Source organism: Pseudomonas sp. GZD-209 (genome assembly GCF_049310485.1).
In the GTDB taxonomy this organism is placed as follows: domain Bacteria; phylum Pseudomonadota; class Gammaproteobacteria; order Pseudomonadales; family Pseudomonadaceae; genus Aquipseudomonas; species Aquipseudomonas sichuanensis.
In genome coordinates, this window is sequence record NZ_JBMOWQ010000062.1 from 1 (window position 1) to 19,841 (window position 19,841).

General features: G+C 63.2%; 18 protein-coding genes. 4 read left to right on the forward strand and 14 right to left on the reverse strand.

Going from position 1 to position 19,841, the window contains the following annotated elements; translation table 11 throughout:
* Positions 1-115: 115 nt before the first annotated feature.
* The 13 genes from astE to acs form a co-directional block, all read right to left on the reverse strand.
* Positions 116-1,123 carry a succinylglutamate desuccinylase gene (astE, locus tag ACO6VM_RS09560; RefSeq protein WP_422403184.1) on the reverse strand — a complete coding sequence of 336 codons (1,008 nt, stop codon included), beginning with the start codon at positions 1,121-1,123 and terminating at the stop codon, positions 116-118.
* A 10-nt stretch (positions 1,124-1,133) separates the two neighbouring features.
* A complete protein-coding gene (locus ACO6VM_RS09565) occupies positions 1,134-1,424 on the reverse strand; it encodes a topoisomerase II (protein WP_110991912.1) in 291 nt (96 codons plus the stop codon).
* 15 nt (positions 1,425-1,439) lie between these two features.
* Positions 1,440-2,789 (reverse strand): N-succinylarginine dihydrolase, encoded by a 1,350-nt coding sequence (gene astB, locus ACO6VM_RS09570; RefSeq protein WP_401056466.1) that lies wholly within the window; start codon positions 2,787-2,789, stop codon positions 1,440-1,442.
* Positions 2,790-2,812: 23 nt separating this feature from the next.
* A complete protein-coding gene (astD, locus tag ACO6VM_RS09575; protein WP_422403185.1) occupies positions 2,813-4,276 on the reverse strand; it encodes a succinylglutamate-semialdehyde dehydrogenase in 1,464 nt (487 codons plus the stop codon).
* Positions 4,277-5,305: an arginine N-succinyltransferase gene (gene astA / locus ACO6VM_RS09580; protein WP_422403186.1), complete on the reverse strand. Its 1,029-nt coding sequence runs from the start codon at positions 5,303-5,305 to the stop codon at positions 4,277-4,279.
* A gap of 55 nt (positions 5,306-5,360) precedes the next feature.
* The gene (gene aruF / locus ACO6VM_RS09585) at positions 5,361-6,380 is read right to left on the reverse strand and encodes an arginine/ornithine succinyltransferase subunit alpha (RefSeq protein ID WP_401056472.1); all 1,020 of its coding nucleotides are present in this window, start codon (positions 6,378-6,380) and stop codon (positions 5,361-5,363) included.
* Positions 6,381-6,529: 149 nt separating this feature from the next.
* Positions 6,530-7,750, reverse strand: a complete 1,221-nt coding sequence (locus ACO6VM_RS09590; protein WP_422403187.1) for an aspartate aminotransferase family protein — start codon at positions 7,748-7,750, stop codon at positions 6,530-6,532.
* 343 nt (positions 7,751-8,093) lie between these two features.
* Positions 8,094-9,074 (reverse strand): transcriptional regulator ArgR, encoded by a 981-nt coding sequence (argR, locus tag ACO6VM_RS09595; protein ID WP_125465030.1) that lies wholly within the window; start codon positions 9,072-9,074, stop codon positions 8,094-8,096.
* A gap of 102 nt (positions 9,075-9,176) precedes the next feature.
* A complete protein-coding gene (locus ACO6VM_RS09600; protein WP_110991919.1) occupies positions 9,177-9,941 on the reverse strand; it encodes an ABC transporter ATP-binding protein in 765 nt (254 codons plus the stop codon).
* Positions 9,942-9,963: 22 nt separating this feature from the next.
* Complete coding sequence (locus tag ACO6VM_RS09605) at positions 9,964-10,662, reverse strand: ABC transporter permease (protein WP_401056477.1); 699 nt, start codon at positions 10,660-10,662, stop codon at positions 9,964-9,966.
* Complete coding sequence (locus ACO6VM_RS09610) at positions 10,659-11,348, reverse strand: ABC transporter permease (protein WP_110991921.1); 690 nt, start codon at positions 11,346-11,348, stop codon at positions 10,659-10,661. The genes ACO6VM_RS09605 and ACO6VM_RS09610 overlap by 4 nt, the downstream gene beginning before the upstream one ends.
* Positions 11,349-11,439: 91 nt before the next feature.
* A complete protein-coding gene (locus ACO6VM_RS09615; protein ID WP_153787635.1) occupies positions 11,440-12,225 on the reverse strand; it encodes an ABC transporter substrate-binding protein in 786 nt (261 codons plus the stop codon).
* A gap of 563 nt (positions 12,226-12,788) precedes the next feature.
* On the reverse strand, positions 12,789-14,750 hold the full coding sequence (gene acs, locus ACO6VM_RS09620; protein ID WP_110991923.1) for an acetate--CoA ligase: 1,962 nt from the start codon (positions 14,748-14,750) through the stop codon (positions 12,789-12,791).
* A 409-nt stretch (positions 14,751-15,159) separates the two neighbouring features.
* Here acs and ACO6VM_RS09625 point away from each other — a divergent pair, with 409 nt between their 5' ends.
* Positions 15,160-15,414 carry a DUF2790 domain-containing protein gene (locus ACO6VM_RS09625; protein WP_003254526.1) on the forward strand — a complete coding sequence of 85 codons (255 nt, stop codon included), beginning with the start codon at positions 15,160-15,162 and terminating at the stop codon, positions 15,412-15,414.
* 120 nt (positions 15,415-15,534) lie between these two features.
* On the opposite strand, the gene ACO6VM_RS09630 is transcribed toward ACO6VM_RS09625, so the two are convergent.
* Positions 15,535-17,094: a sigma-54-dependent transcriptional regulator gene (locus ACO6VM_RS09630; RefSeq protein WP_401056480.1), complete on the reverse strand. Its 1,560-nt coding sequence runs from the start codon at positions 17,092-17,094 to the stop codon at positions 15,535-15,537.
* 256 nt (positions 17,095-17,350) lie between these two features.
* On the opposite strand from ACO6VM_RS09630, the gene phhA reads away from it, so the two are divergent.
* Genes phhA through ACO6VM_RS09645 form a run of 3 tightly spaced genes read left to right on the forward strand, consistent with a single transcriptional unit; the run spans position 17,351 to position 19,731 of the window.
* Positions 17,351-18,139: a phenylalanine 4-monooxygenase gene (gene phhA / locus ACO6VM_RS09635; RefSeq protein ID WP_110991925.1), complete on the forward strand. Its 789-nt coding sequence runs from the start codon at positions 17,351-17,353 to the stop codon at positions 18,137-18,139.
* 42 nt (positions 18,140-18,181) lie between these two features.
* Entirely contained in the window at positions 18,182-18,538 is a 357-nt protein-coding gene (locus ACO6VM_RS09640) for a 4a-hydroxytetrahydrobiopterin dehydratase (RefSeq protein ID WP_401056484.1), read from the forward strand.
* Positions 18,538-19,731, forward strand: coding sequence for an amino acid aminotransferase (locus tag ACO6VM_RS09645; RefSeq protein WP_401056486.1), 1,194 nt, complete (start codon positions 18,538-18,540; stop codon positions 19,729-19,731). The genes ACO6VM_RS09640 and ACO6VM_RS09645 overlap by 1 nt, the downstream gene beginning before the upstream one ends.
* The last annotated feature ends 110 nt before the right edge of the window (positions 19,732-19,841 follow it).

Genomic DNA, 19,841 nt, shown 5'->3' on the forward strand with positions numbered 1-19,841 from the left:
GGAGCGGGCTTGCCCCGCGATCAGCACCGGCAGCGCCAACGCGCCCACCAGGCCATGCGTAATCGCGGGGCAAGCCCGCTCCCACGTCAGATTTCGGTGCCTGCAATGGCGGGTATCAGGCCAGCCGCTGCCCCGAGTCGGGCACGATGAGAATCCCCGCCCTGAGGCCATTCTTGACCTTGGGGTTGGGGAAGATGATCCGCGCGCCCTCCTCCTCCACGACCCAGCGCGTTTCGGCCAGATCCTCGGCCAGCAGGTAGCCCTTGCTCAACTCGGAGAAGTTCTCGATGTCCGCCGGCAGATGCAGGTGGAAACTATCACTGTGCTTGATGATCTCGCGGGCGACACTGAACAGCTTCAGGCCGTCGAGCGAGTCGTCGGTCTCAGGTTCGGCACCTTCGATGATCTGGATGAGGCGCTCTTCGAGCTTGTCGAGATTGACGCCTTCGTTCTGCCCAAACGGCCGCGCCTTGCCCAGTTCGAGGGTGAATGCCTCGGCCCCCAACTGCTCATAGGTGAAGGCACTGAAGGTAATCGAAGACTTGCTCTGCAGCAGCACCGCCTCCATCCCTGCCGCAGCCAGGCGCGCCAGTTCACGCCGGGAATGCGTGCGGCCCTCCTTGTAGGGATACAAGGCGAACTGCTCGATCTTGGAACCGCGGATCGCGGTATGCAGGTCGTAATGCAGGCGGGTGCGTTCCGTTTTGCTGAAGAACACCCGGGCAAACTGCTCAAGCTCAGCGGCACGCAAAGCCTCGAAGCCGCTGGAAAGCTCATGACGACCATTGAACAGGCGGTTGATGTCCTGCTCGATGAAGCGCTCGCCCTTGCGGATCGCCGCCGGGTTGCCGAACAGGAACAGCACCCGCGCACGGGGCTTGATCTTGCCGTTGGCCACACCATGCAGCAGCCGCTCGAGCAGTTCGATAGGCGCTGTCTCGTTGCCGTGAATCCCGGCCGACAGCAGCAGGTCCAGCCCACTGTCATCGCCTTCGGGCGGACGCACTTCCAGTGCGCCCTCCCCCAGCCAGCGCAAACGCGCGCCCTTGGGTGTCACTTGGGTCTTCTCGGCCGGTTCGTGATCGGTCAGGGTCAGCTCAAGCAGTTTGCCGAGGGCGAGCATAGGCACTTCCTTAGTGGTGGTGGCCGCAGTCCGGGCCATGGACGTGATCGTCGTCATCGCCGACCTCTGCCGGTTCCATTTCCAGTTGCAGGCTGACCAGGTTGGTGGCCATCGGACGCAACAGCAGGTTGGCGTACTCGGTGTCGTTCTCGTCGACATCGACACCGATCAGCAGCTGGCCGCGGCCGTCCTGCTGGATCCACACTTCCTTGCCTTGCCAGACCACGGCAAAGCGCGTGCAGGAGGTTTCCAGCTGGGTGCCGTCTTCATCTTCCAGGATCAGGCGCAGGGCGTCGGACATTGCAATTTCTCTCTATCAAGGTTGGCGTTGGAACGGATACACCGAGCCCAGCTTCATGATCTGGGTCAGCTCATCCAATGCCGTACGACATTCGATCAGCAGTTGCGGGTCGGCCAGGTCCGCTTCGCCAAGGCGATCGCGGTAGTGCTTGTCGACCCACTGCACCAAGGTGTCGTACAGCGAGGCCGTCATGATAACGCCTGGATTGACCGCCGCCAGTTCCGTTTCCTTCAACGCCACGCGCAAACGCAGGCAAGCCGGGCCACCGCCGTTCTGCATGCTCTGCTTGAGGTCGAACACCTTGACCTCCTTCACCGGGCCGCCCTGGCTGGTCAGTTGCCCCAGATACGCCCAGACGCGTTCGTTGTTGCGGCATTCTTCCGGCACCACCAGCAGCATGGAACCGTCGGCGCGGCTGAGCAGCTGGCTGTTGAACAGGTAGGAACGCACTGCGTCCTCCACCGCCACCGCCGAGCGCGGCACGCAGATGGCCTGGAACTGGCCACCCTTGCCGGCCAGTTTAGCCTGCAGCTGGCCGAGCACTGCGTCGGTCTCGAGGAAGGCGTCCTCGTGATAGAACAGCACCTCGCCGTTGCCCACCGAGATCACATCGTTGTGGAACACGCCCTGGTCGATCACCGCCGGGTTCTGTTGAGCGTAGACCACGCCATCGTCGCGCAGGCCATGCAGCCGGGCGACCGCCTGCGAGGCTTCCAGGGTCTGGCGCGCCGGGTACTTCTGCGGCGCCGGATAGCGGCTGTCGAACGCGCTGCGGCCATAGACGAAGAACTCGACGCCGGCATCGCCGTAATCTCGGCAGAACCGCGTGTGGTTGGCCGCGCCTTCGTCACCGAACTGCGCCACCGCCGGCAGCGCGGCATGGTGGGCGAAGTGCTTGTCGTCATTGAACATGGCCCCCAGCACACGGCTGGTGGTCGGGTGTTCGATACTGCGGTGGTATTTGCAGTTGAGGTTGGCGGCAGTGAAGTGCACGCGGCCGTCGGCGGTGTCGGCGCTGGGGCTGACCGTGGCGGCGTTGGCCACCCACATGCTCGACGCCGAGCAACTGGCGACCAGCAACGGCATGGCTTCTTTCGCCGCGCGGCGGATCACCTCAGCGTCGCTGCCGGTGAAGCCCAGGCTGCGCAGGGCCGCCACATCCGGGCGCTCCTGCGGCGCCAGCACGCCCTGCTGGAAGCCCATCTCCATCAGCGCCTTCATCTTGGCCAGGCCCTGGCGCGCCGCTTCGCGCGGGTTGGAGCCCTGCTGGCTGTTGCTTTGTGACGCCACGTTGCCGTAGGACAGGCCACCGTAGTTGTGGGTCGGCCCCACCAGGCCATCAAAATTCACTTCGTAGGATTTCATCGGCAAGGCTCCGAGACCTGTTGTTATAGGGTGACGCCCGGCGTCAGGGTCGCCGGCAGTGCAAGGCTCGCGGTCTCCAGCGAAGCCACGGGATAGGCGCAATAGTCGGCCGCGTAGTAAGCGCTGGCGCGGTGGTTGCCGCTGGCACCCACACCACCGAACGGCGCGCTGCTGGCGGCACCGGTCAGTTGCTTGTTCCAGTTGACGATACCGGCGCGGCTGCGCAGCCAGAAGTGCTGGTAACGGGCATTGGAGTCCGACAGCAACCCGGCGGCCAGGCCGTACTGGGTGTTGTTGGCCTCATTGATCGCCGCGTCGAAATCGCTGTAGCGGATCACTTGCAGCAGCGGGCCGAAAAACTCTTCGTCCGGGCGACCGGTCACGGCGGTGACATCGATGATGCCCGGGGTCAGCAATGCCGCATTGGCCTGCGGCTGAGTCATCTCCAGCAGCGCCACGGCGCCCTTGTCGAGCAGATCCGCCTGGGCCGCGACCAGCGCGCGGGCGGCCTGCAGCGAAATCACCGAGCCCATGAAGGGTGCCGGCTGCTGGTCGAAAGCGCCGACACTGATGCTACGGCTGACCTCGACCAGACGCGCGAGCAGTTGGTCGCCCCAGGCGCCCTGGGGCACCAGCAGGCGCCGGGCACAGGTGCAGCGCTGGCCGGCGGAAATGAACGCCGACTGGATGATGGTGTAGACCGCGGCGTCCAGGTCCTTGACCTCGTCCACCACCAGCGGGTTGTTGCCGCCCATCTCCAGGGCCAGGATCTTGTCCGGGCGCCCGGCGAACTGCTGGTGCAACAGGTTGCCGGTGCGGCTGGAACCAGTGAAGAACAGGCCATCGATGCCCGGGTTGGCAGCCAGCGCCACGCCGGTTTCGCGGGCACCCTGGACCAGATTGAGCACACCGGCAGGCAACCCGGCTTCAATCCAGCACTGCACGGTCAACTCGGCAACCTTGGGGGTCAGCTCGCTTGGCTTGAAGACCACGCAGTTGCCCGCCAGCAAGGCCGGGACGATATGGCCGTTGGGCAGGTGGCCGGGGAAGTTGTACGGGCCGAACACTGCCACCACACCATGGGGCTTGTGGCGCAGCACGGCCGTGGCGTCGGCCAGCGGGCCGCTCTTTTCGCCGGTACGCTCGCGGTAGCTCTGCACCGAGATCGCCACCTTGTTGACCATGCTGGTGACTTCGGTGGCCGACTCCCACAAGGGCTTGCCGGTTTCTTCACCAATGCAGCGTGCCAGCTCGTCGGCACGGGCCTTGAGCTTTTCGGCGAACGCCTCGAGCACAGCGATACGCGCGTCCAGGCTCAGCTGCGCCCAGTTCGGGAACGCTTGGCGCGCCGCTTCCACTGCCGCTGCAACCTGAGCGGCATCGGCGCCCTGCCCGGCCCAGACCACTACCTGGGTGACGGGGTTGAGCGACTGCAAGGCTTCGCCCTGGCCAGCCAGCCATTTGCCTGCGATGTAATGCGTGGTCATTTACTGAGCCTCCCGGCCGGCGGACAGCGGCACCGCGCGCACATTGTCGCCGGCGCCCAGGCGCAGGCGCTTGGCGGTCAGCGGATCGACCACCAGGGTGCCTGCGGCAAGGCGCGCCGGCGCGGCAGTGATGCGGCAGTCTTCGCGCTTGCGGTTGTGAATGATGTAAGGGGTGGCGTCGTCACCCGGCGTGCCGACAGCCAGCACCAGGGTTTCGCTTTCACGCACCGCACGGATCTTCGAGGTTTCGCACTCGATGGCCGGGCCTGCGTCGAAGATGTCGACAAACCCCTGGTAGTTGAAGCCTTCTCGCTTGAGCATGGCCAGCGCCGGCTCGGTGTCGGTGTGCACGCGGCCGATCACGTCACGCGCAGCCTGAGACAGGAAGCAGGTGTACAGCGGGAACTTGGGCATCAGTTCAGCGATGAACGATTTGTTACCCACCCCGGTGAGGTAGTCGGCCTGGCTGAACTCCATCTTGAAGAAGTGCCGGCCCAGACTTTCCCAGAACGGCGAGCGCCCGGACTCATCGGACATGCCGCGCATCTCGGCGATGATCTTGTTGCCGAACAGTTGCGGGAACTCGGCGATGAACAGCATCCGCGCCTTGGACAGCAGCCGGCCGTTGAGGCCGCTGCGATGGTCGCTGCGCAGGAACAACGAGCACAGCTCGGAGTTGCCGGTCAGGTCGTTGGCCAGGAACAGTGTAGGGATCTCGCGGTAGATGCCCAGCTCCTGCGAGGCGCTGACGGTCAGCCCTACCCGGTAGTTGTACCAGGGCTCACGCAAACCGACGGCGCCGGCGATGGCGCTGATGCCGACCACCAGGCCTTCGTCGTTCTCCAGCACGAACAGGTAGTCGGTGTCGCCGCGCTCGGCTTCACCGCGGAAGCTCTTCTCGGCCCAGCCAACACGCTGGCCGAGGCGCTCTTCGTTGGCCGGGAGCGTGGTCAGCCCGGTGGTGCCGGTGCTGCGGGCCAATTCGATCAGCGCGGGTAAATCGCTGCTGCGTACAGGACGAACGATCATGCTATCTCCTTGTGCGGCGGTCTGTGCCCGCCGCGAAACTCTCTGTTCCGGCTTATCAGACCGCTACCAGGCGCACGCTGGCACCCTCGCCGACGCCCAGGGCCTCGGCGGCTTCGCTGTTCAGGCTGACCGGCTTGCCCGGCACCCAGTCCAGCTCCAGCAGCACCGCGCGGTAATCCTGCAACTGGCCGTTGCACACCAGGTACGGGCGGCCGCCCTTGACCGGCGCTTCGTCGAGCTTGACCGGTACCACACGGCTCTGGGCGATCGAACGGATACCCGAAGCACGGGCATGCAGGGTCGGGCCGCCGTCGAAGATGTCGATGTAGTGCTCGGTCTCGAAGCCCTCACGCATGAGGATGTCGAAGGTGATCTGCGCCCGCGGGTGCACCTGGCCCATCGCTTCCTGCGCCTCATCGTGGAGCAGCGGCACATAGATCGGGTAGTGAGGCATCAGCTCGGCCAGGAAGGTACGGCTCTTCAGGCCGCACAGGCGCTCAGCGTCGGCGTAATTGAGGTCGAAGAAGTTGCGCCCGATGGCATCCCAGAACGGCGACTCGCCCTGCTCGTCGCTGTAGCCGACGATTTCGGTCACCACCGACTCGGCGAAGCGCTCCGGGTGCGCGGCCATGAACAGCAGACGGCCACGGGAGTTGAGCTCGGCGAAGGCGCTGTTGACCAGCTCCGGCAGCACATAGAAGCTGGTCAGCAGGCTGTTGCCGGTGAGGTCGTGGCACAGCGATAGGACGTGGATCTTGTTGTGGATCTTCAGCTCGCGCGAGGCATGCACGAAGGTCTCGTTGCGAAAGCTGTAGAACGGCTCGGAGTAGCCGGCAGAGGCGACGATGGCCGAGCAGCCGACCAGCTTGCCGGTGGCGCTGTCTTCGAGCACGAAGAAGTAGCTCTCTTCGCCATTGAAGCTCACTTCAGCGGCGAAGGAGGTTTCCGAGGCGGCGATCTTGTCGCCCAGGCGACTGGTATCGTCCGGCAGCGAGGTGACACCAATGGGGCTGTCGGCAGCCATGCGCTGCACTTCGTTCAGATCAGCCATTTGCGCGGGGCGCATCACCAGCATGGTGTCACTCCTTTCGGGAAAGCGCGCCGATCAATCGGCACGGGAAAACAGCGGGCACGCGCCACTACCTGCAAGCAGGTGCCCGCATTGAAATTCAGGATTCGCCTGCCCTGATCGCAATCAGGGCAGGCGACGGGACTACCGGGCGATCAGCCCTGAGTCAGTTTGGCCACGGCACGCTCGAAGCGATCCAGGCCTTCGTCGATGTCGGCATCCTCGACCACCAGGCTCGGGGCGAAGCGCACCACGTCGGGGCCCGCCTGCAGCACCATCAAGCCTTCCTTCTCGGCGGCGTTGAGGATGTCCTTGGCCTTGCCTTTCCAGGCGTCACTGAGCACGCAGCCGAGCAACAGGCCGACACCACGCACCTGGGTGAACAGGCCGGATTGCTGGCCGAGCTTTTCCAGGCGGGTCTTGAAGCGCTCGTGCTTGGCCTTGATGCCCGCCAGCGTTTGCGGGGTGTTGATCACGTCCAGCACTGCGCAGGCGACGGCGCAGCCCAGCGGGTTGCCGCCGTAGGTGGTGCCGTGGGTGCCGACAGCCAGGTGCTTGGCAATTTCGCTGGTGGTCAGCATGGCGCCGATCGGGAAGCCGCCGCCCAGGCTCTTGGCGCTGGTGAGGATGTCCGGGGTGACGCCGTAATGCTGGTAGGCATACAGCGAGCCGGTACGGCCGACGCCGGTCTGCACTTCATCGAAGATCAGCAGGGCATTGTGTTCTTCACACAGCTTGCGGGCGCCTTCCAGGTACGCCTTGTCGGCCGGAACCACACCGCTCTCGCCCTGGATCGGTTCGATCACCACGGCGCAGGTCTTGTCGGAAATTTGCGCCTTCAGCGCGTCCAGGTCGTTGTAGGCCACGTGGCTGATGCCGGTGATCTTCGGGCCGAAGCCGTCGGAGTACTTGGGCTGGCCACCGACGCTGACGGTGAACAGGGTGCGGCCGTGGAAGCTGTTAACCGTGGCGATGATTTCGTGCTTTTCCGGGCCGAAACGGTCATGGGCGACGCGACGGGCCAGCTTGAAGGCGGCCTCGTTGGCTTCGGCGCCGGAGTTGCAGAAGAACGCACGCTCGGCAAAGGTCGCGTCCACCAGCTTGTGCGCCAGGCGCAGGGCCGGCTCGTTGGTGAATACGTTGGAGACGTGCCAGAGGGTGTTGGCCTGTTCGGTCAGTGCCTTGACCAGCGCCGGATGGCAGTGGCCCAGGGCGTTGACGGCGATACCGCCGGCGAAGTCGATCAGTTCGCGACCCGACTGATCCCAGACACGGGAGCCCTCGCCTCGCACAGGAATGAAGGCCGCCGGAGAATAGTTGGGAACCATGACCTGGTCGAAATCGGCACGTTGCACCGGGGCTTGCTCAACGGACATCTGAGTCTCCTGAAGAGGAACGCTGGCCTGGAAGTGGCGAGCGATGGGGGGATTGTAAGGACTGATCGGCGCCTGTCCTTGCTGCCAGGCGACAACTTGTTACAGCGCAAAACCCTGTTTTCAGCAGGTTTTCGGCAATGCGACAAACAGTGTCGCAATCGCGCAGTGTAACGGCAGAGGGGGAATGGGTGAACGGGTGTTCACATCAACAAAGGCGACTCACCTGCACCGGCCCTTTCGCGGGCAAACCCGCTCCAACAAAGCCTGCGCAGCATTGGAAGTCTGTGCGGTCCCTGTGGGAGCGGGTTTACCCGCGAAGGCGCCGGCACAAGCAATAGAGAAATCAGCCCTTTTCGGCCGGCGCCGAGCTGAGTTCGAACGGGCTGCTGCTGCGCCGCTGATTGCGGTCTTCACGCGGCGTGGCGCCAAAGAAGTTGCGGTACGCACTGGAGAAATGCGGCCCGGAGGAGAACCCGCACGACAGGCCAATCTGGATGATCGACTTGCTGGTCTGCATCAGCATCTGCCGCGCCTTGTTCAAGCGCAGCTCCAGGTAATACTGGCTGGGCACCCGGTTGAGGTACTGCTTGAAGATCCGCTCCAACTGGCGACGGGACACGCAGACATGCTGGGCGATCTCGTCGGTGGTCAGCGGCTCTTCGATATTGGCCTCCATCAGCAGCACCGCCTGGGTGAGCTTCGGATGGCTGGAGCCCAAGCGATTCTGCAGCGGGATACGCTGGCGCTCCCCCCCTTCACGAATGCGCTCGACCACCAGCTCTTCGGACACCGCACCGGCCAGCTCGGCACCGTGGTCACGCGCCAGCACCGCCAGCAACAGGTCGGTCACCGCCATGCCGCCACAGGCGGTCAGGCGGTCCCGATCCCAGTCGAACAGATGGCTGGTGGCGATCACCTTGGGGAACCGCTCGGCAAAATCATCCTGCCAGCGCCAGTGCACCGCAGCGCGGTAGCCATCGAGCAGCCCCATCGCCGCCAGCGGATAGACCCCGGCGGACAGACCACCGACCATGCAGCCACTGCGTGCCAGTTGCTTGAGTGCGGCCGACAACGCCGAACTGATCGCCGCTGGCGGCTCGTCGGCCAGCAGGAACAACTTCTGGCAACCTTCCAGGCGGCCGTTCCAGGCCTCGCCCGGCAAGCGCCAGGCACCTTCCTGCCCGGCCTCGGCCTGCAAGTAGACCAGCTCGTAGACCACCTCCGGATGCACCCGCTGGGCCACCTGCAACACCTCGTCGGCCAACGCCAGGGTCAGCGGCTTGGTGCTGGGCCAGATGAGAAATCCGATTCGCTGGGTGGTCATAGGGCGTGGTCCGAAACCTGGAGGGGAAGGTTCGCGCTCGTGGCGCCAAGGCATGCTGCGCGCGCAGCGCAGCATGCCCCATTATGGTGCAAAGTGCAGCCTTTACTTCAGGCTGCCGGAGAGGAACTGCTTGAGTCGCTCGGACTGCGGATTGACCAGCACTTCACGCGGGCAGCCGCGCTCTTCCACCAGGCCTTTGTGCAGGAACACCAGCTGGTTGGAGACCTCACGGGCAAAGCCCATCTCGTGGGTGACCACCACCATGGTGCGGCCCTCCTGGGCCAGCGACTGCATCACCTTGAGCACATCGCCCACCAGCTCAGGGTCCAATGCCGAGGTCGGCTCGTCGAACAGCATCACCTCGGGCTCCATGGCCAAGGCACGGGCGATGGCCACACGCTGCTGCTCGCCGCCGGACATGTGCCCGGGGAACGCGTCCTTGCGATGGGCGACACCGACCTTGTTCAGGTAGTGCTCGGCCTTTTCCAGCGCTTCCTTCTTGTTCACGCCCAGCACATGCACCGGGGCCTCGATGACGTTCTCCAGCGCAGTCATGTGCGACCACAGGTTGAAGTGCTGGAACACCATCGACAGCCGCGAACGCATGCGCTGCAGCTGTTTCGGGTCGGCGGCCTTGAGCGCGCCGTCCTTGCCGGCCACCAGCTTGAGCTCTTCGTTGTTGAGCAGGATCCGCCCGGCATGCGGCTGCTCGAGCATGTTGATGCAACGCAGGAAGGTCGATTTGCCCGAGCCACTGGAGCCGATGATGCTGATCACGTCGCCTGCCTTGGCTTCGAGGGAGATGCCCTTGAGCACCTCGTGGCTGCCGTAGCGCTTGTGCAGGTCTTGGATTTGAAGTTTGTACATGCTGTCGGTTCTCACAGAGCGGTCAGTGCTTGCGCGGCGCCAGGTAGCCGAGCCAGCGGCGTTCGGCCATCTTGAACAGGCGCACCAGGATGAAGGTCAGGCACAGGTAGAACACGCCCGCCGTGATGTAGGCCTCGAAAGGCAGGTAGTACTGGGCATTGACCGTGCGCGCAGCACCGGTGATGTCGATCAGGGTGACGATCGACGCCAGGCTGGTGGTCTGCAGCATCATGATCACCTCGTTGCTGTACTGCGGCAACGCCCGGCGCAGCGCCGACGGCAACAGGATGCGGCGGTACATCTTGAAGCGCGACATGCCGATCGCCTTGGCCGCCTCGATCTCGCCATGGGGCGTGGCCTTGAGGCTGCCGGCGATGATCTCGGCGGTGTAGGCGCTGGTGTTGATGGCGAACGCCAGGCAGGCGCAGAAGGTCGCGCTGGAAAGCATCGGCCACAGGAAGCTTTCGCGCACCGCCTCGAACTGGGCCAGGCCGTAGTAGATCAGGAACAGCTGCACCAGCATCGGCGTGCCGCGAATGACGTAGGTGTACAGCCAGGCGGTCATGTTCACCACCGGTTGTTTCGAAACCCGCATCAAGCCCAGCGGAATGGCCGCCAGCAGGCCGAACAGCAGCGACAGCGCCAGCAGCTTCAGCGTGGTCAGCAGGCCGCCCAGATACAGCGGCATGGCTTCCCAGATGACGTTGTAGTCAAAGATCATAGTTCAACCACCTTGACGCCAACCGAGTAGCGCTTCTCGAGGTACTTCAACGCCAGCAGCGAGACACTGGTCAATACCAGGTACAGCGCCGCCACCGCCAGGAAGAAGGTGAAGGGTTCGCGGGTGGCATCGGCCGCCTGCTTGGCCTTGAACATCATGTCCTGCAGGCCGACCACCGAAATCAGCGCGGTCGCCTTGGTCAGCACCAGCCAGTTGTTGGTGAAGCCCGGGATCGCCAGGCGGATCATCTGCGGCACCATGATGCGGAAGAACACCTGCAGGTTGCTCATGCCATACGCCGCACCGGCCTCGGCCTGCCCCTTGGGGATACCCAGGAAGGCGCCGCGGAAGGTTTCCGACAGATAGGCCCCGAAGATGAAGCCCAGAGTGCCGATACCGGCCACCAGCGGGTTCAGGTCGATGTAGTCGTCATAGCCCAGCAGCGGTGCCAGCCGGTTGAGCAGGTCCTGGCCGCCGTAGAAGATCAGCAGGATCAACACCAGGTCAGGGATGCCACGGATCACCGTGGAATAAAGGTCACCCAGCCAGGCCAACCAGCGCACCGGCGACAAGCGCAGCGCCACACCGATCAGGCCGAGGACGATGGCCAGGGCCATCGACGACAGGGCGAGCTGCAGCGTCAGCCACGCCCCATCGAGGATGACTGCCCCATAGCCTTTCAACATGATTGCAATTCCTCAGGGCTTGGGAATGAAAAATGGTGCAAACCTCAGAGATTCTGCTGTTTGCACCATTGCACAGGTGAAACCCTACGTCTTACTGAGCGTCAGGGCCGTAGATGTCGAAGTTGAAGTACTTCTTCTCGATCTCTTTGTACTTGCCGTTGGCGCGAATCGCGTCGATGGCCTTGTTGATGCGCTCGCGGTTGGCGTCGTCACCCTTGCGCACGGCGATACCCACACCATCACCGAAGTACTTCACATCGGTGAACGATGGGCCGACGAAGGCGAAGCCCTTGCCGGCGTCGGTTTTCAGGAAGCCATCTTCGAGCAGGGTGGCGTCGGCCACGGTGCCGTCGAGGCGACCGGCCGCGACGTCCAGGTAGATTTCGTTCTGGGTGCCGTATGGGACGACAGTGGCGCCTTTCGGGGCCAGGACTTCCTTGGCGAAGCGGTCGTGGATCGAACCACGCTGCACACCGATCTTCTTGCCCTTGAGTTCATCCAGGCTGGCGCTGACGGTGGAACCTTCCTTCATCACCAGGCGAGCCGGGGTGAGGTAGTAGCGCTTGGTGAAGTCAACCGACTTCTTGCGATCGTCAGTGATCGACATGGACGACAGGATGGCGTCGATCTTGCGCACTTTCAGCGCCGGGATCAGGCCGTCGAATTCCTGCTCGACCCAGGTGCACTTGGCTTTCATCTCTTCGCACAGGGCGTTGCCGATGTCGTAGTCGAAGCCGGCGATGCTGCCGTCGGGTTGCTTGAAGGCGAAGGGTGGGTAGGCGGCCTCGATACCGATCTTCAACGGCTTCTCATCGGCCTGCGATACCAGGGAAAACACGGAAAGCGCCAGGGCGCCAAGCAGTGCAAGCTTCTTCATCAGGTAACTCCATCGGTACGGGGCAATACAAGGCAGGTGTAACGGCTGCCCGATATGCGAATGGGTACAACGCGAGCCGCGCAGGTTTCGACCAAGGTCGCAGACCACGAGCGAGTGAGTGGCATTTTAGCGACAGCCCGGTAGTCGATATTTCTTCAAAGCGACAACTAGTTACAGAAGCGCTTGAAACCGCGGCGGGCGATATTGACAGCTCTCGCTGATTATGCAAGAGCAAAAGAGAAATAACCTATATCCAAAGCAATAAGCGCGCCTATTATTGGCAAACCCTTGTATTCCGGCAAGTCCAGCGTGCCACGGTGCATAAAATGGCTGAAAAATCGCACCGCGATGCGCCACGGATGTTTCCACAAGCCCCAATTCTGTGCGAAACCACCTACAGCCACGGTTACCGATGAATGTCGGGTAACAGTCCATTCAGTAAAGCAAAAACCCCGCCGGTTGCCCGACGGGGTTTGCTTTGATGGGAAGCCATCGCGGGGCAAGCCCGCTCCCACGGTATCGGATGACTACCATGGGGCGGACTTGCCCCGCGATCAGGCAGATCAGGCCGAAGCCAGGCTCATCGCCTTGTGGGTATCGATCAGGTGCTGCACCACACCCGGGTCGGCCAGGGTGGAGATGTCACCCAGCGCGTCGTACTCGGCCGTGGCGATCTTGCGCAGGATGCGGCGCATGATCTTGCCCGAGCGGGTTTTCGGCAGCCCCGGCGCCCACTGGATCACGTCCGGCGAAGCGATCGGGCCGATCTCCTTGCGCACCCAGTTCTTCAGCTCCAGACGCAGTTGCTCGCTCGATTCCTCGCCAGCATTGAGGGTGACATAGACATAGATGCCCTGCCCCTTGATGTCGTGCGGCACACCCACCACCGCGGCCTCGGCCACTTTCGGGTGGGCAACCATGGCGCTTTCGATCTCGGCGGTGCCCATGCGGTGGCCGGACACGTTCAGCACATCATCCACACGGCCGGTGATCCAGTAGTAGCCATCCTCGTCGCGACGGGCGCCGTCACCGGTGAAGTACATGCCACGGAAGGTCTTGAAGTAGGTATCGACAAAGCGGTCGTGGTCGCCATACAGCGAGCGCGACTGGCCTGGCCACGAATCGAGAATCACCAGGTTGCCTTCGGCCGCGCCATCGATCAGGTTACCCAGGTTGTCCACCAGGGCTGGCACCACACCGAAGAATGGGCGGGTCGCCGAACCCGGCTTGAGCGCGGTAGCGCCAGGCAGCGGGCTGATCAGCACACCACCGGTCTCGGTCTGCCACCAGGTGTCGACGATCGGGCAGCGCTGCTTGCCGACGGTCTTGTAGTACCAGTTCCAGGCCTCCGGGTTGATCGGCTCGCCCACCGAACCCAGCAGGCGCAGGCTGGAACCGTCGGCGCCGGCCACGGCAGCTTCACCCTCGGCCATCATGGCGCGGATCGCGGTCGGCGCGGTGTAGAGGATGTTGACCTTGTGCTTGTCGACGATCTTCGACACGCGGGTGATGTCCGGGTAGTTCGGCACACCTTCGAACAGCAGCGTGGTGGCGCCATTGGCCAGCGGGCCGTAGACGATATAGCTGTGGCCAGTGACCCAGCCCACGTCGGCGGTGCACCAGTACACCTCGCCCGGGCGGTAGTCGAACACCCGCTCATGGGTCAGCGCGGCATACACCAGGTAACCACCGGTGGTGTGCAGCACACCCTTCGGCTTGCCAGTGGAGCCGGAGGTATAAAGGATGAACAGCGCCTCTTCGGCACCCATCTCTTTCGGCGCACAGTGGCTGGAGGCGACCTTCATCAGGTCCTCGTACCAGATGTCGCGGTGCTGGTGCCAGGCGATGTCGCCGCCGGTACGCTTGCACACGATGATCTTCTGCACGCTGCTGGTTTCAGGGTTGGTCAGGGCCAGGTCGACGTTGCCCTTGAGCGGGGTACGACGGCCGCCGCGCACGCCTTCGTCGGCAGTGATCACCACTTTCGACTTGCAGTCGATGATGCGCCCGGCCAGGGCCTCTGGCGAGAAGCCACCGAACACCACCGAGTGGATCGCGCCGATACGGGCACAGGCCAGCATGGCCACCACGGCCTCGGGGATCATCGGCATATAGATGGTGACCACGTCACCACGGTGCACGTCCTGGCCACGCAGGGCGTTGGCGAACTTGCAGACCTGCTCGTGGAGCTCGCGGTAGGTAATGTTGCGATGCTCGGAAGGGTCGTCGCCCTCCCAGATGATCGCCAGCTGGTCGCCGCGCTCTTCGAGGTGGCGGTCCAGGCAGTTGGAGGAAACGTTCAGAGTGCCGTCGGCGAACCACTTGATATCGACATGGTGGTCGTCGAACGAGGTCTGCTTGACCTTGGTGAAGGGCTTGATCCAGTCCAGGCGCTGGGCCTGCTCGCGCCAGAAGCCGTCCGGGTTGATCACAGACTGCTGGTACATGGCCTTGTAGGTGGCCTCGTCGGTCAGGGTAGTGGCCGCAACCTCGGGACGAACGGGATACAGTGGAGCCGCACTCATCTGTGTTACCTCGGTGTAATAGTTGTTTTTGTATGGAACCGTTTGTAACTGTACCAGAGCGGCAAAAGCCATTCGACGTTGGTAGTAACGCGCCCCACCGAAGCTCGACCCGTCAGGCTCGACCGCTCTAACTCATGGCATACAGCCATCCGCGAGAAAAACCGGAGCATTCTGCCAAGGGATTGTTACAGATTCTGTCAAAAGACTTTATCAAAACCCCCTCTGTTTCGGCCGCGGCCACCCTCCTAAAATTCAACTCGCCAGCAACGGCAACGCGATTAACTTCTGGTTACAGCCCCCACGAAGGCAAAGTTGATCCGCACCTCATCCTGATAGTTGAACAACCGTTGTACTCGCGGCGCCACAAGCGCCGCGTGCCCCCTCACGACCTTAGACAGGTAAATAGAAAATGAAAGCTTTACTGGTATTGGTACTTGGCAGTCTTTGCGGCGCGGCAATGGCCGGCGAGGCAAAAGATGCCGAGCAGATTCCGGTTGAACAGTACAGTTATTCGCAGCACCTGGACATCGCCCGCGTTATCTCCATGAGCGAAGTGCCCAATGTCTGCGAAGTGGTGCCGGCCCGTATGACCTACGAGGACTCCCAGGGCCAGAAGCACATTCTCGAATACCGCGTGATGGGTAACGGTTGCTCCAACGGCTGATCCCGTGAATCAGGGCCCCACCGGGGCCCTTTCGCGGCTAAAGCCGCTCCCACAGGGTCTCGCTATTCCTGTGGGAGCGGCTTTAGCCGCGAAATTACTGAATACCACAACTTTTTGAAACTAGTCAGCCGACTTGTTAAGTGAATAATCACGCAACTTGTTGGCAATCGTCGTGTGTGAAACACCCAGTCTTTTACCCAACGCCCGGCTACTTGAATATTCACTCATCAAACTTTCAAGTACTGCCTTTTCAAAACGCCCGACAATCTGCGCAAGATCACCGTCCAGCGAGAACTCACCCAACGGCTGGCGCGCACCATAATCCGGCAAACGGATATGTTCGCTCTTCACTACCCCGCCCTCGCACAACGATACGGCCTGGAACAACACGTTCTCCAATTGCCGAACGTTGCCCGGCCAATGGTACTGGCTGAGTTTGTCCATCGCTGCCGGCGCCAGCCGCGGCATCGGGCAACCAATCTGCCGGCTGGCCTGGTCGAGAAAGTGCTGCACCAACCCCTCCAGCCCATCCATGCACTCGCGCAGCGGCGGGATGTGCAGCGACAGCACGTTGAGCCGGTGGTAGAGGTCCTGGCGGAACTCCCCCCGGGCACACAGCTCGGACAGGTCGACCTGAGTGGCACAGATCACGCGCACATCCAGGTAAACCTCCTCATCGCTACCCACCCGGCGGAAGCAACCGTCCTGCAGGAAACGCAGCAGCTTAACCTGCAGACGCGGGCTCATCTCCCCTACCCCGTCGAGGAACAAGGTGCCGCCTGCGGTCAGCTCCAGCAGCCCGAGCTTGCCTTCGGCACGCGCGCCCTCGAACGCCCCCGGCCCGTAACCGAACAGCTCGGTTTCGGCCATCGACTCCGGCAGGCCGGCGCAGTTGAGCGCCATCAATGGCGCCTGGCCACGCGGGCTGGCCAGGTGGCAGGCGCGGGCCAGCAGCTCCTTGCCGGTGCCGGTCTCGCCCTCGATCAGCAGCGGTGCATCCAACGGCGCCATGCGCCGGGCCTCACGCACCACCGCCGCCATCACTCGCGAGCTCTGGAAGATGCTGTCGAACCCGCGCAGCTCCTGCTTGCGCACGTTGTAGATGCGCTCGCCGATGCGGTCGGCGCGATGCAGGGTCAACACCGCGCCGGCCAGCGCCTCGCTTTCGTCGTGCTCCGACTGCAGCGGCGCGATGTCGGCCAGGAACACATCACCCTTGACCTTGATGCGCAGGCCGTTGATGCGCGACTTGTTGGCGCGCACCAGCTCCGGCAGGTCGAAGTCCTCGACATAGCGTGAAAGTGGCAAGCCAGGCACCTCATCGACCCGCACCCCAAGCAGCTGCGCCGCGCTGCGGTTGGCGGCGACGATGCTGCCGCCCATATCGATGGACAGCACCGGGAAGTCCAGCGCCCCGAGCAAGGCATTGAGCTCCATGTGCCGGCGCTCGCTGGGCATCAGCCCGACCCGTTTGACCCCGAACACCCCGGCGATCGATTCGAACTTCGGCCGCAAGGCCTGGAACTGGATGTTGATCAGGTTCGGGCAGTGCAGGTAGATGGCGTTGCCATGATCACCCCCCACCTCGCCGCGCAGCACGTTGATGCCGTACTCCACCAGCAGGTTGAGGATGTCGCGCAGGATCCCGATGCGGTTCTGGCAGTGCACTTTGATACGCATGAAAGCTCTCGAAGCGGCCGAAGTTTTTCTTCGGCACGCGGAAAAGTCGTAAAGATAAGCTGACAAAATCCACTTGATGGCCAGCTCGATGTGCGTGATTTTCCGGGATGACAGGGCTTTTGTAAAATTATCGTTACAAAATCCAGCGCGACGCAGGCCCGCTAGTGGCCCGCGACCCCGTGCAAAGTGGCGGATGTAGGGATATTCCTAATGCATGTCCTGCACATAACAAGAAAGCCCTCACCAGGAGCGCCACATGAAACAGACGCACTACGTGGCCCGCGAGCCCGATGCGCAAGGTTTTATCGACTACCCGCAGCAAGAGCACGCGGTGTGGAACACCCTGATTACCCGCCAGCTGAAAGTCATCGAAGGCCGGGCCTGCCAGGAATACCTGGACGGCATCGAGCAGCTCAAGCTGCCCCATGACCGCATCCCGCAGCTGGGCGAAGTCAACAAGGTGCTCGGCGCCACCACTGGCTGGCAGGTTGCCCGCGTACCGGCATTGATCCCCTTCCAGACCTTCTTCGAACTGCTGGCCAGCAAGCGCTTCCCGGTCGCCACTTTCATCCGCACCCCGGAAGAACTCGACTACCTGCAAGAGCCCGACATCTTCCACGAGATCTTCGGCCACTGCCCGCTGCTGACCAACCCGTTCTTCGCCGAGTTCACCCACACCTACGGCAAGCTGGGCCTGGCGGCCACCAAGGAACAACGCGTCTACCTGGCACGCCTGTACTGGATGACCATCGAATTCGGCCTGATGGAAACCCCGCAAGGTCGCAAGATCTATGGCGGCGGCATCCTCTCTTCGCCGAAAGAGACCGTCTACAGCCTGTCCGGCGAACCCGAGCACCAGGCCTTCGACCCGATCGAAGCCATGCGCACGCCGTACCGCATCGATATCCTGCAGCCCCTGTACTTCGTCTTGCCGAACATGAAGCGCCTGTTCGACCTGGCCCACGAAGACATCATGGCCATGGTCCACCAGGCCATGCAGCTGGGCCTGCACGCTCCGAAGTTTCCACCCAAGGTCGCCGCCTGAGCCACCTTCGTCGATAACAACTCAAAACGGAAAATAATCACCATGAATGCCTTGAACCAAGCCCACTGCGAAGCCTGCCGCGCCGATGCCCCGAAAGTCTCCGACGAAGAACTGGCGGAACTGATCCGCGAGATCCCGGACTGGAACATCGAAGTGCGCGACGGCCACATGGAGCTCGAGCGCGTATTCCTGTTCAAGAACTTCAAGCACGCCCTGGCCTTCACCAACGCCGTGGGTGAAATCGCCGAAGCCGAAGGCCACCACCCTGGCCTGATGACCGAGTGGGGCAAGGTCACCGTGACCTGGTGGAGCCACTCGATCAAAGGCCTGCACCGCAACGACTTCATCATGTGCGCCCGCACCGACAAGGTCGCCGAGACCGCCGAAGGGCGCAAGTGATGCACTTCGCGGCGATCGGACGGGTCCCTGGTGACCCGATCCTCGGGCTGATGGAGGCCTACGCGCGCGATACCAATCCGGCCAAGTTCGACCTGGGTGTCGGCGTGTTCAAGGACGCCCAGGGCCTGACGCCGATCCCTTCGGCGGTCAAGCAGGCCGAACAGCGCCTGATCGCCCAGCAAGCCAGCAAAAGCTACATCGGCGGCCACGGCGACGCAGCCTTTGGCCGCTTGATCAGCGAACTGGTGCTGGGCAGCACTTCGCCGCTGCTGGCCAGCCAGCGCGCCGGTGCCACCCAAACCCCGGGCGGCACCGGCGCCCTGCGCCTGGCGGCGGAGTTCATCGCCCACTGCCTGCCGGGCCGCGGCATCTGGCTGAGCGACCCGACCTGGCCGATCCACGAGACCATCTTCGGCGGCGCCGGGCTCAAGGTGTCCCACTACCCCTACGTGGGCACGGACAATCGGCTGGACGTCGCCGGCATGCTCGCCACGCTGGAACAGGCCCCCGAAGGCGACGTGGTGCTGTTGCATGCCTGCTGCCACAACCCCACCGGCTTTGACTTGAGCCAGGATGACTGGCTAGCGGTGCTCGATATCGTCAAACGGCGCAACCTGCTGCCGCTGATCGACTTTGCCTACCAAGGCTTCGGCGACGGACTGGAGGAGGATGCCTGGGCGGTACGGCTGTTCGCCGCCGAGCTGCCGGAACTGCTGATCACCAGTTCCTGCTCGAAGAACTTCGGCCTGTATCGCGACCGTACCGGCGCCCTGCTGGTGTGCAGCCACGACGCCGAGAAACTGGTGGACGTGCGCAGCCAGCTGGCATTCATTGCACGCAACCTGTGGTCGACGCCGCCGGACCATGGCGCGGCGGTGGTGGCCGAGATTCTCGGCGACCCGGCGCTCAAGGCGCTGTGGATCGAAGAAGTGGACACCATGCGCCAGCGCATTGCAGAGCTGCGCCAAGGGCTGGTAAAGGCCCTGGAACCGCACGGCCTGGCCGAGCGTTTCGCGCACATTGCCGCGCAACGCGGGATGTTCTCGTATACCGGGCTGAATCCGGAGCAGGTGCGCCTGCTGCGAGAAAAGCACAGCGTGTACATGGTTGGCACCGGCCGGGCGAACATCGCGGGCGCGGATACCAAGCGCCTGGAACAGCTGGCTGCTGCCATCGCCGACGTCTGCCGCTGATAGCGCAGTACCTGTGGGAGCGGCTTTAGCCGCGAAGCAAGCAACGCGGAGCCTGGCACCGGCTACACCTCTGTTCGCGGCTAAACCCCCCCCAACATGGGAAAGGCCAG

What these genes read in the sequence shown, in the direction of transcription:
- astE (WP_422403184.1), bottom strand. Translation starts at nt 1,123, where the DNA reads ATGCTCGCCCTCGGCAAACTGCTTGAGCTGACCCTGACCGATCACGAA.
- ACO6VM_RS09565 (WP_110991912.1), bottom strand. Translation starts at nt 1,424, where the DNA reads ATGTCCGACGCCCTGCGCCTGATCCTGGAAGATGAAGACGGCACCCAG.
- astB (WP_401056466.1), bottom strand. Translation starts at nt 2,789, where the DNA reads ATGAAATCCTACGAAGTGAATTTTGATGGCCTGGTGGGGCCGACCCAC.
- astD (WP_422403185.1), bottom strand. Translation starts at nt 4,276, where the DNA reads ATGACCACGCATTACATCGCAGGCAAATGGCTGGCTGGCCAGGGCGAA.
- astA (WP_422403186.1), bottom strand. Translation starts at nt 5,305, where the DNA reads ATGATCGTTCGTCCTGTACGCAGCAGCGATTTACCCGCGCTGATCGAA.
- aruF (WP_401056472.1), bottom strand. Translation starts at nt 6,380, where the DNA reads ATGCTGGTGATGCGCCCCGCGCAAATGGCTGATCTGAACGAAGTGCAG.
- ACO6VM_RS09590 (WP_422403187.1), bottom strand. Translation starts at nt 7,750, where the DNA reads ATGTCCGTTGAGCAAGCCCCGGTGCAACGTGCCGATTTCGACCAGGTC.
- argR (WP_125465030.1), bottom strand. Translation starts at nt 9,074, where the DNA reads ATGACCACCCAGCGAATCGGATTTCTCATCTGGCCCAGCACCAAGCCG.
- ACO6VM_RS09600 (WP_110991919.1), bottom strand. Translation starts at nt 9,941, where the DNA reads ATGTACAAACTTCAAATCCAAGACCTGCACAAGCGCTACGGCAGCCAC.
- ACO6VM_RS09605 (WP_401056477.1), bottom strand. Translation starts at nt 10,662, where the DNA reads ATGATCTTTGACTACAACGTCATCTGGGAAGCCATGCCGCTGTATCTG.
- ACO6VM_RS09610 (WP_110991921.1), bottom strand. Translation starts at nt 11,348, where the DNA reads ATGTTGAAAGGCTATGGGGCAGTCATCCTCGATGGGGCGTGGCTGACG.
- ACO6VM_RS09615 (WP_153787635.1), bottom strand. Translation starts at nt 12,225, where the DNA reads ATGAAGAAGCTTGCACTGCTTGGCGCCCTGGCGCTTTCCGTGTTTTCC.
- acs (WP_110991923.1), bottom strand. Translation starts at nt 14,750, where the DNA reads ATGAGTGCGGCTCCACTGTATCCCGTTCGTCCCGAGGTTGCGGCCACT.
- ACO6VM_RS09625 (WP_003254526.1), top strand. Translation starts at nt 15,160, where the DNA reads ATGAAAGCTTTACTGGTATTGGTACTTGGCAGTCTTTGCGGCGCGGCA.
- ACO6VM_RS09630 (WP_401056480.1), bottom strand. Translation starts at nt 17,094, where the DNA reads ATGCGTATCAAAGTGCACTGCCAGAACCGCATCGGGATCCTGCGCGAC.
- phhA (WP_110991925.1), top strand. Translation starts at nt 17,351, where the DNA reads ATGAAACAGACGCACTACGTGGCCCGCGAGCCCGATGCGCAAGGTTTT.
- ACO6VM_RS09640 (WP_401056484.1), top strand. Translation starts at nt 18,182, where the DNA reads ATGAATGCCTTGAACCAAGCCCACTGCGAAGCCTGCCGCGCCGATGCC.
- ACO6VM_RS09645 (WP_401056486.1), top strand. Translation starts at nt 18,538, where the DNA reads ATGCACTTCGCGGCGATCGGACGGGTCCCTGGTGACCCGATCCTCGGG.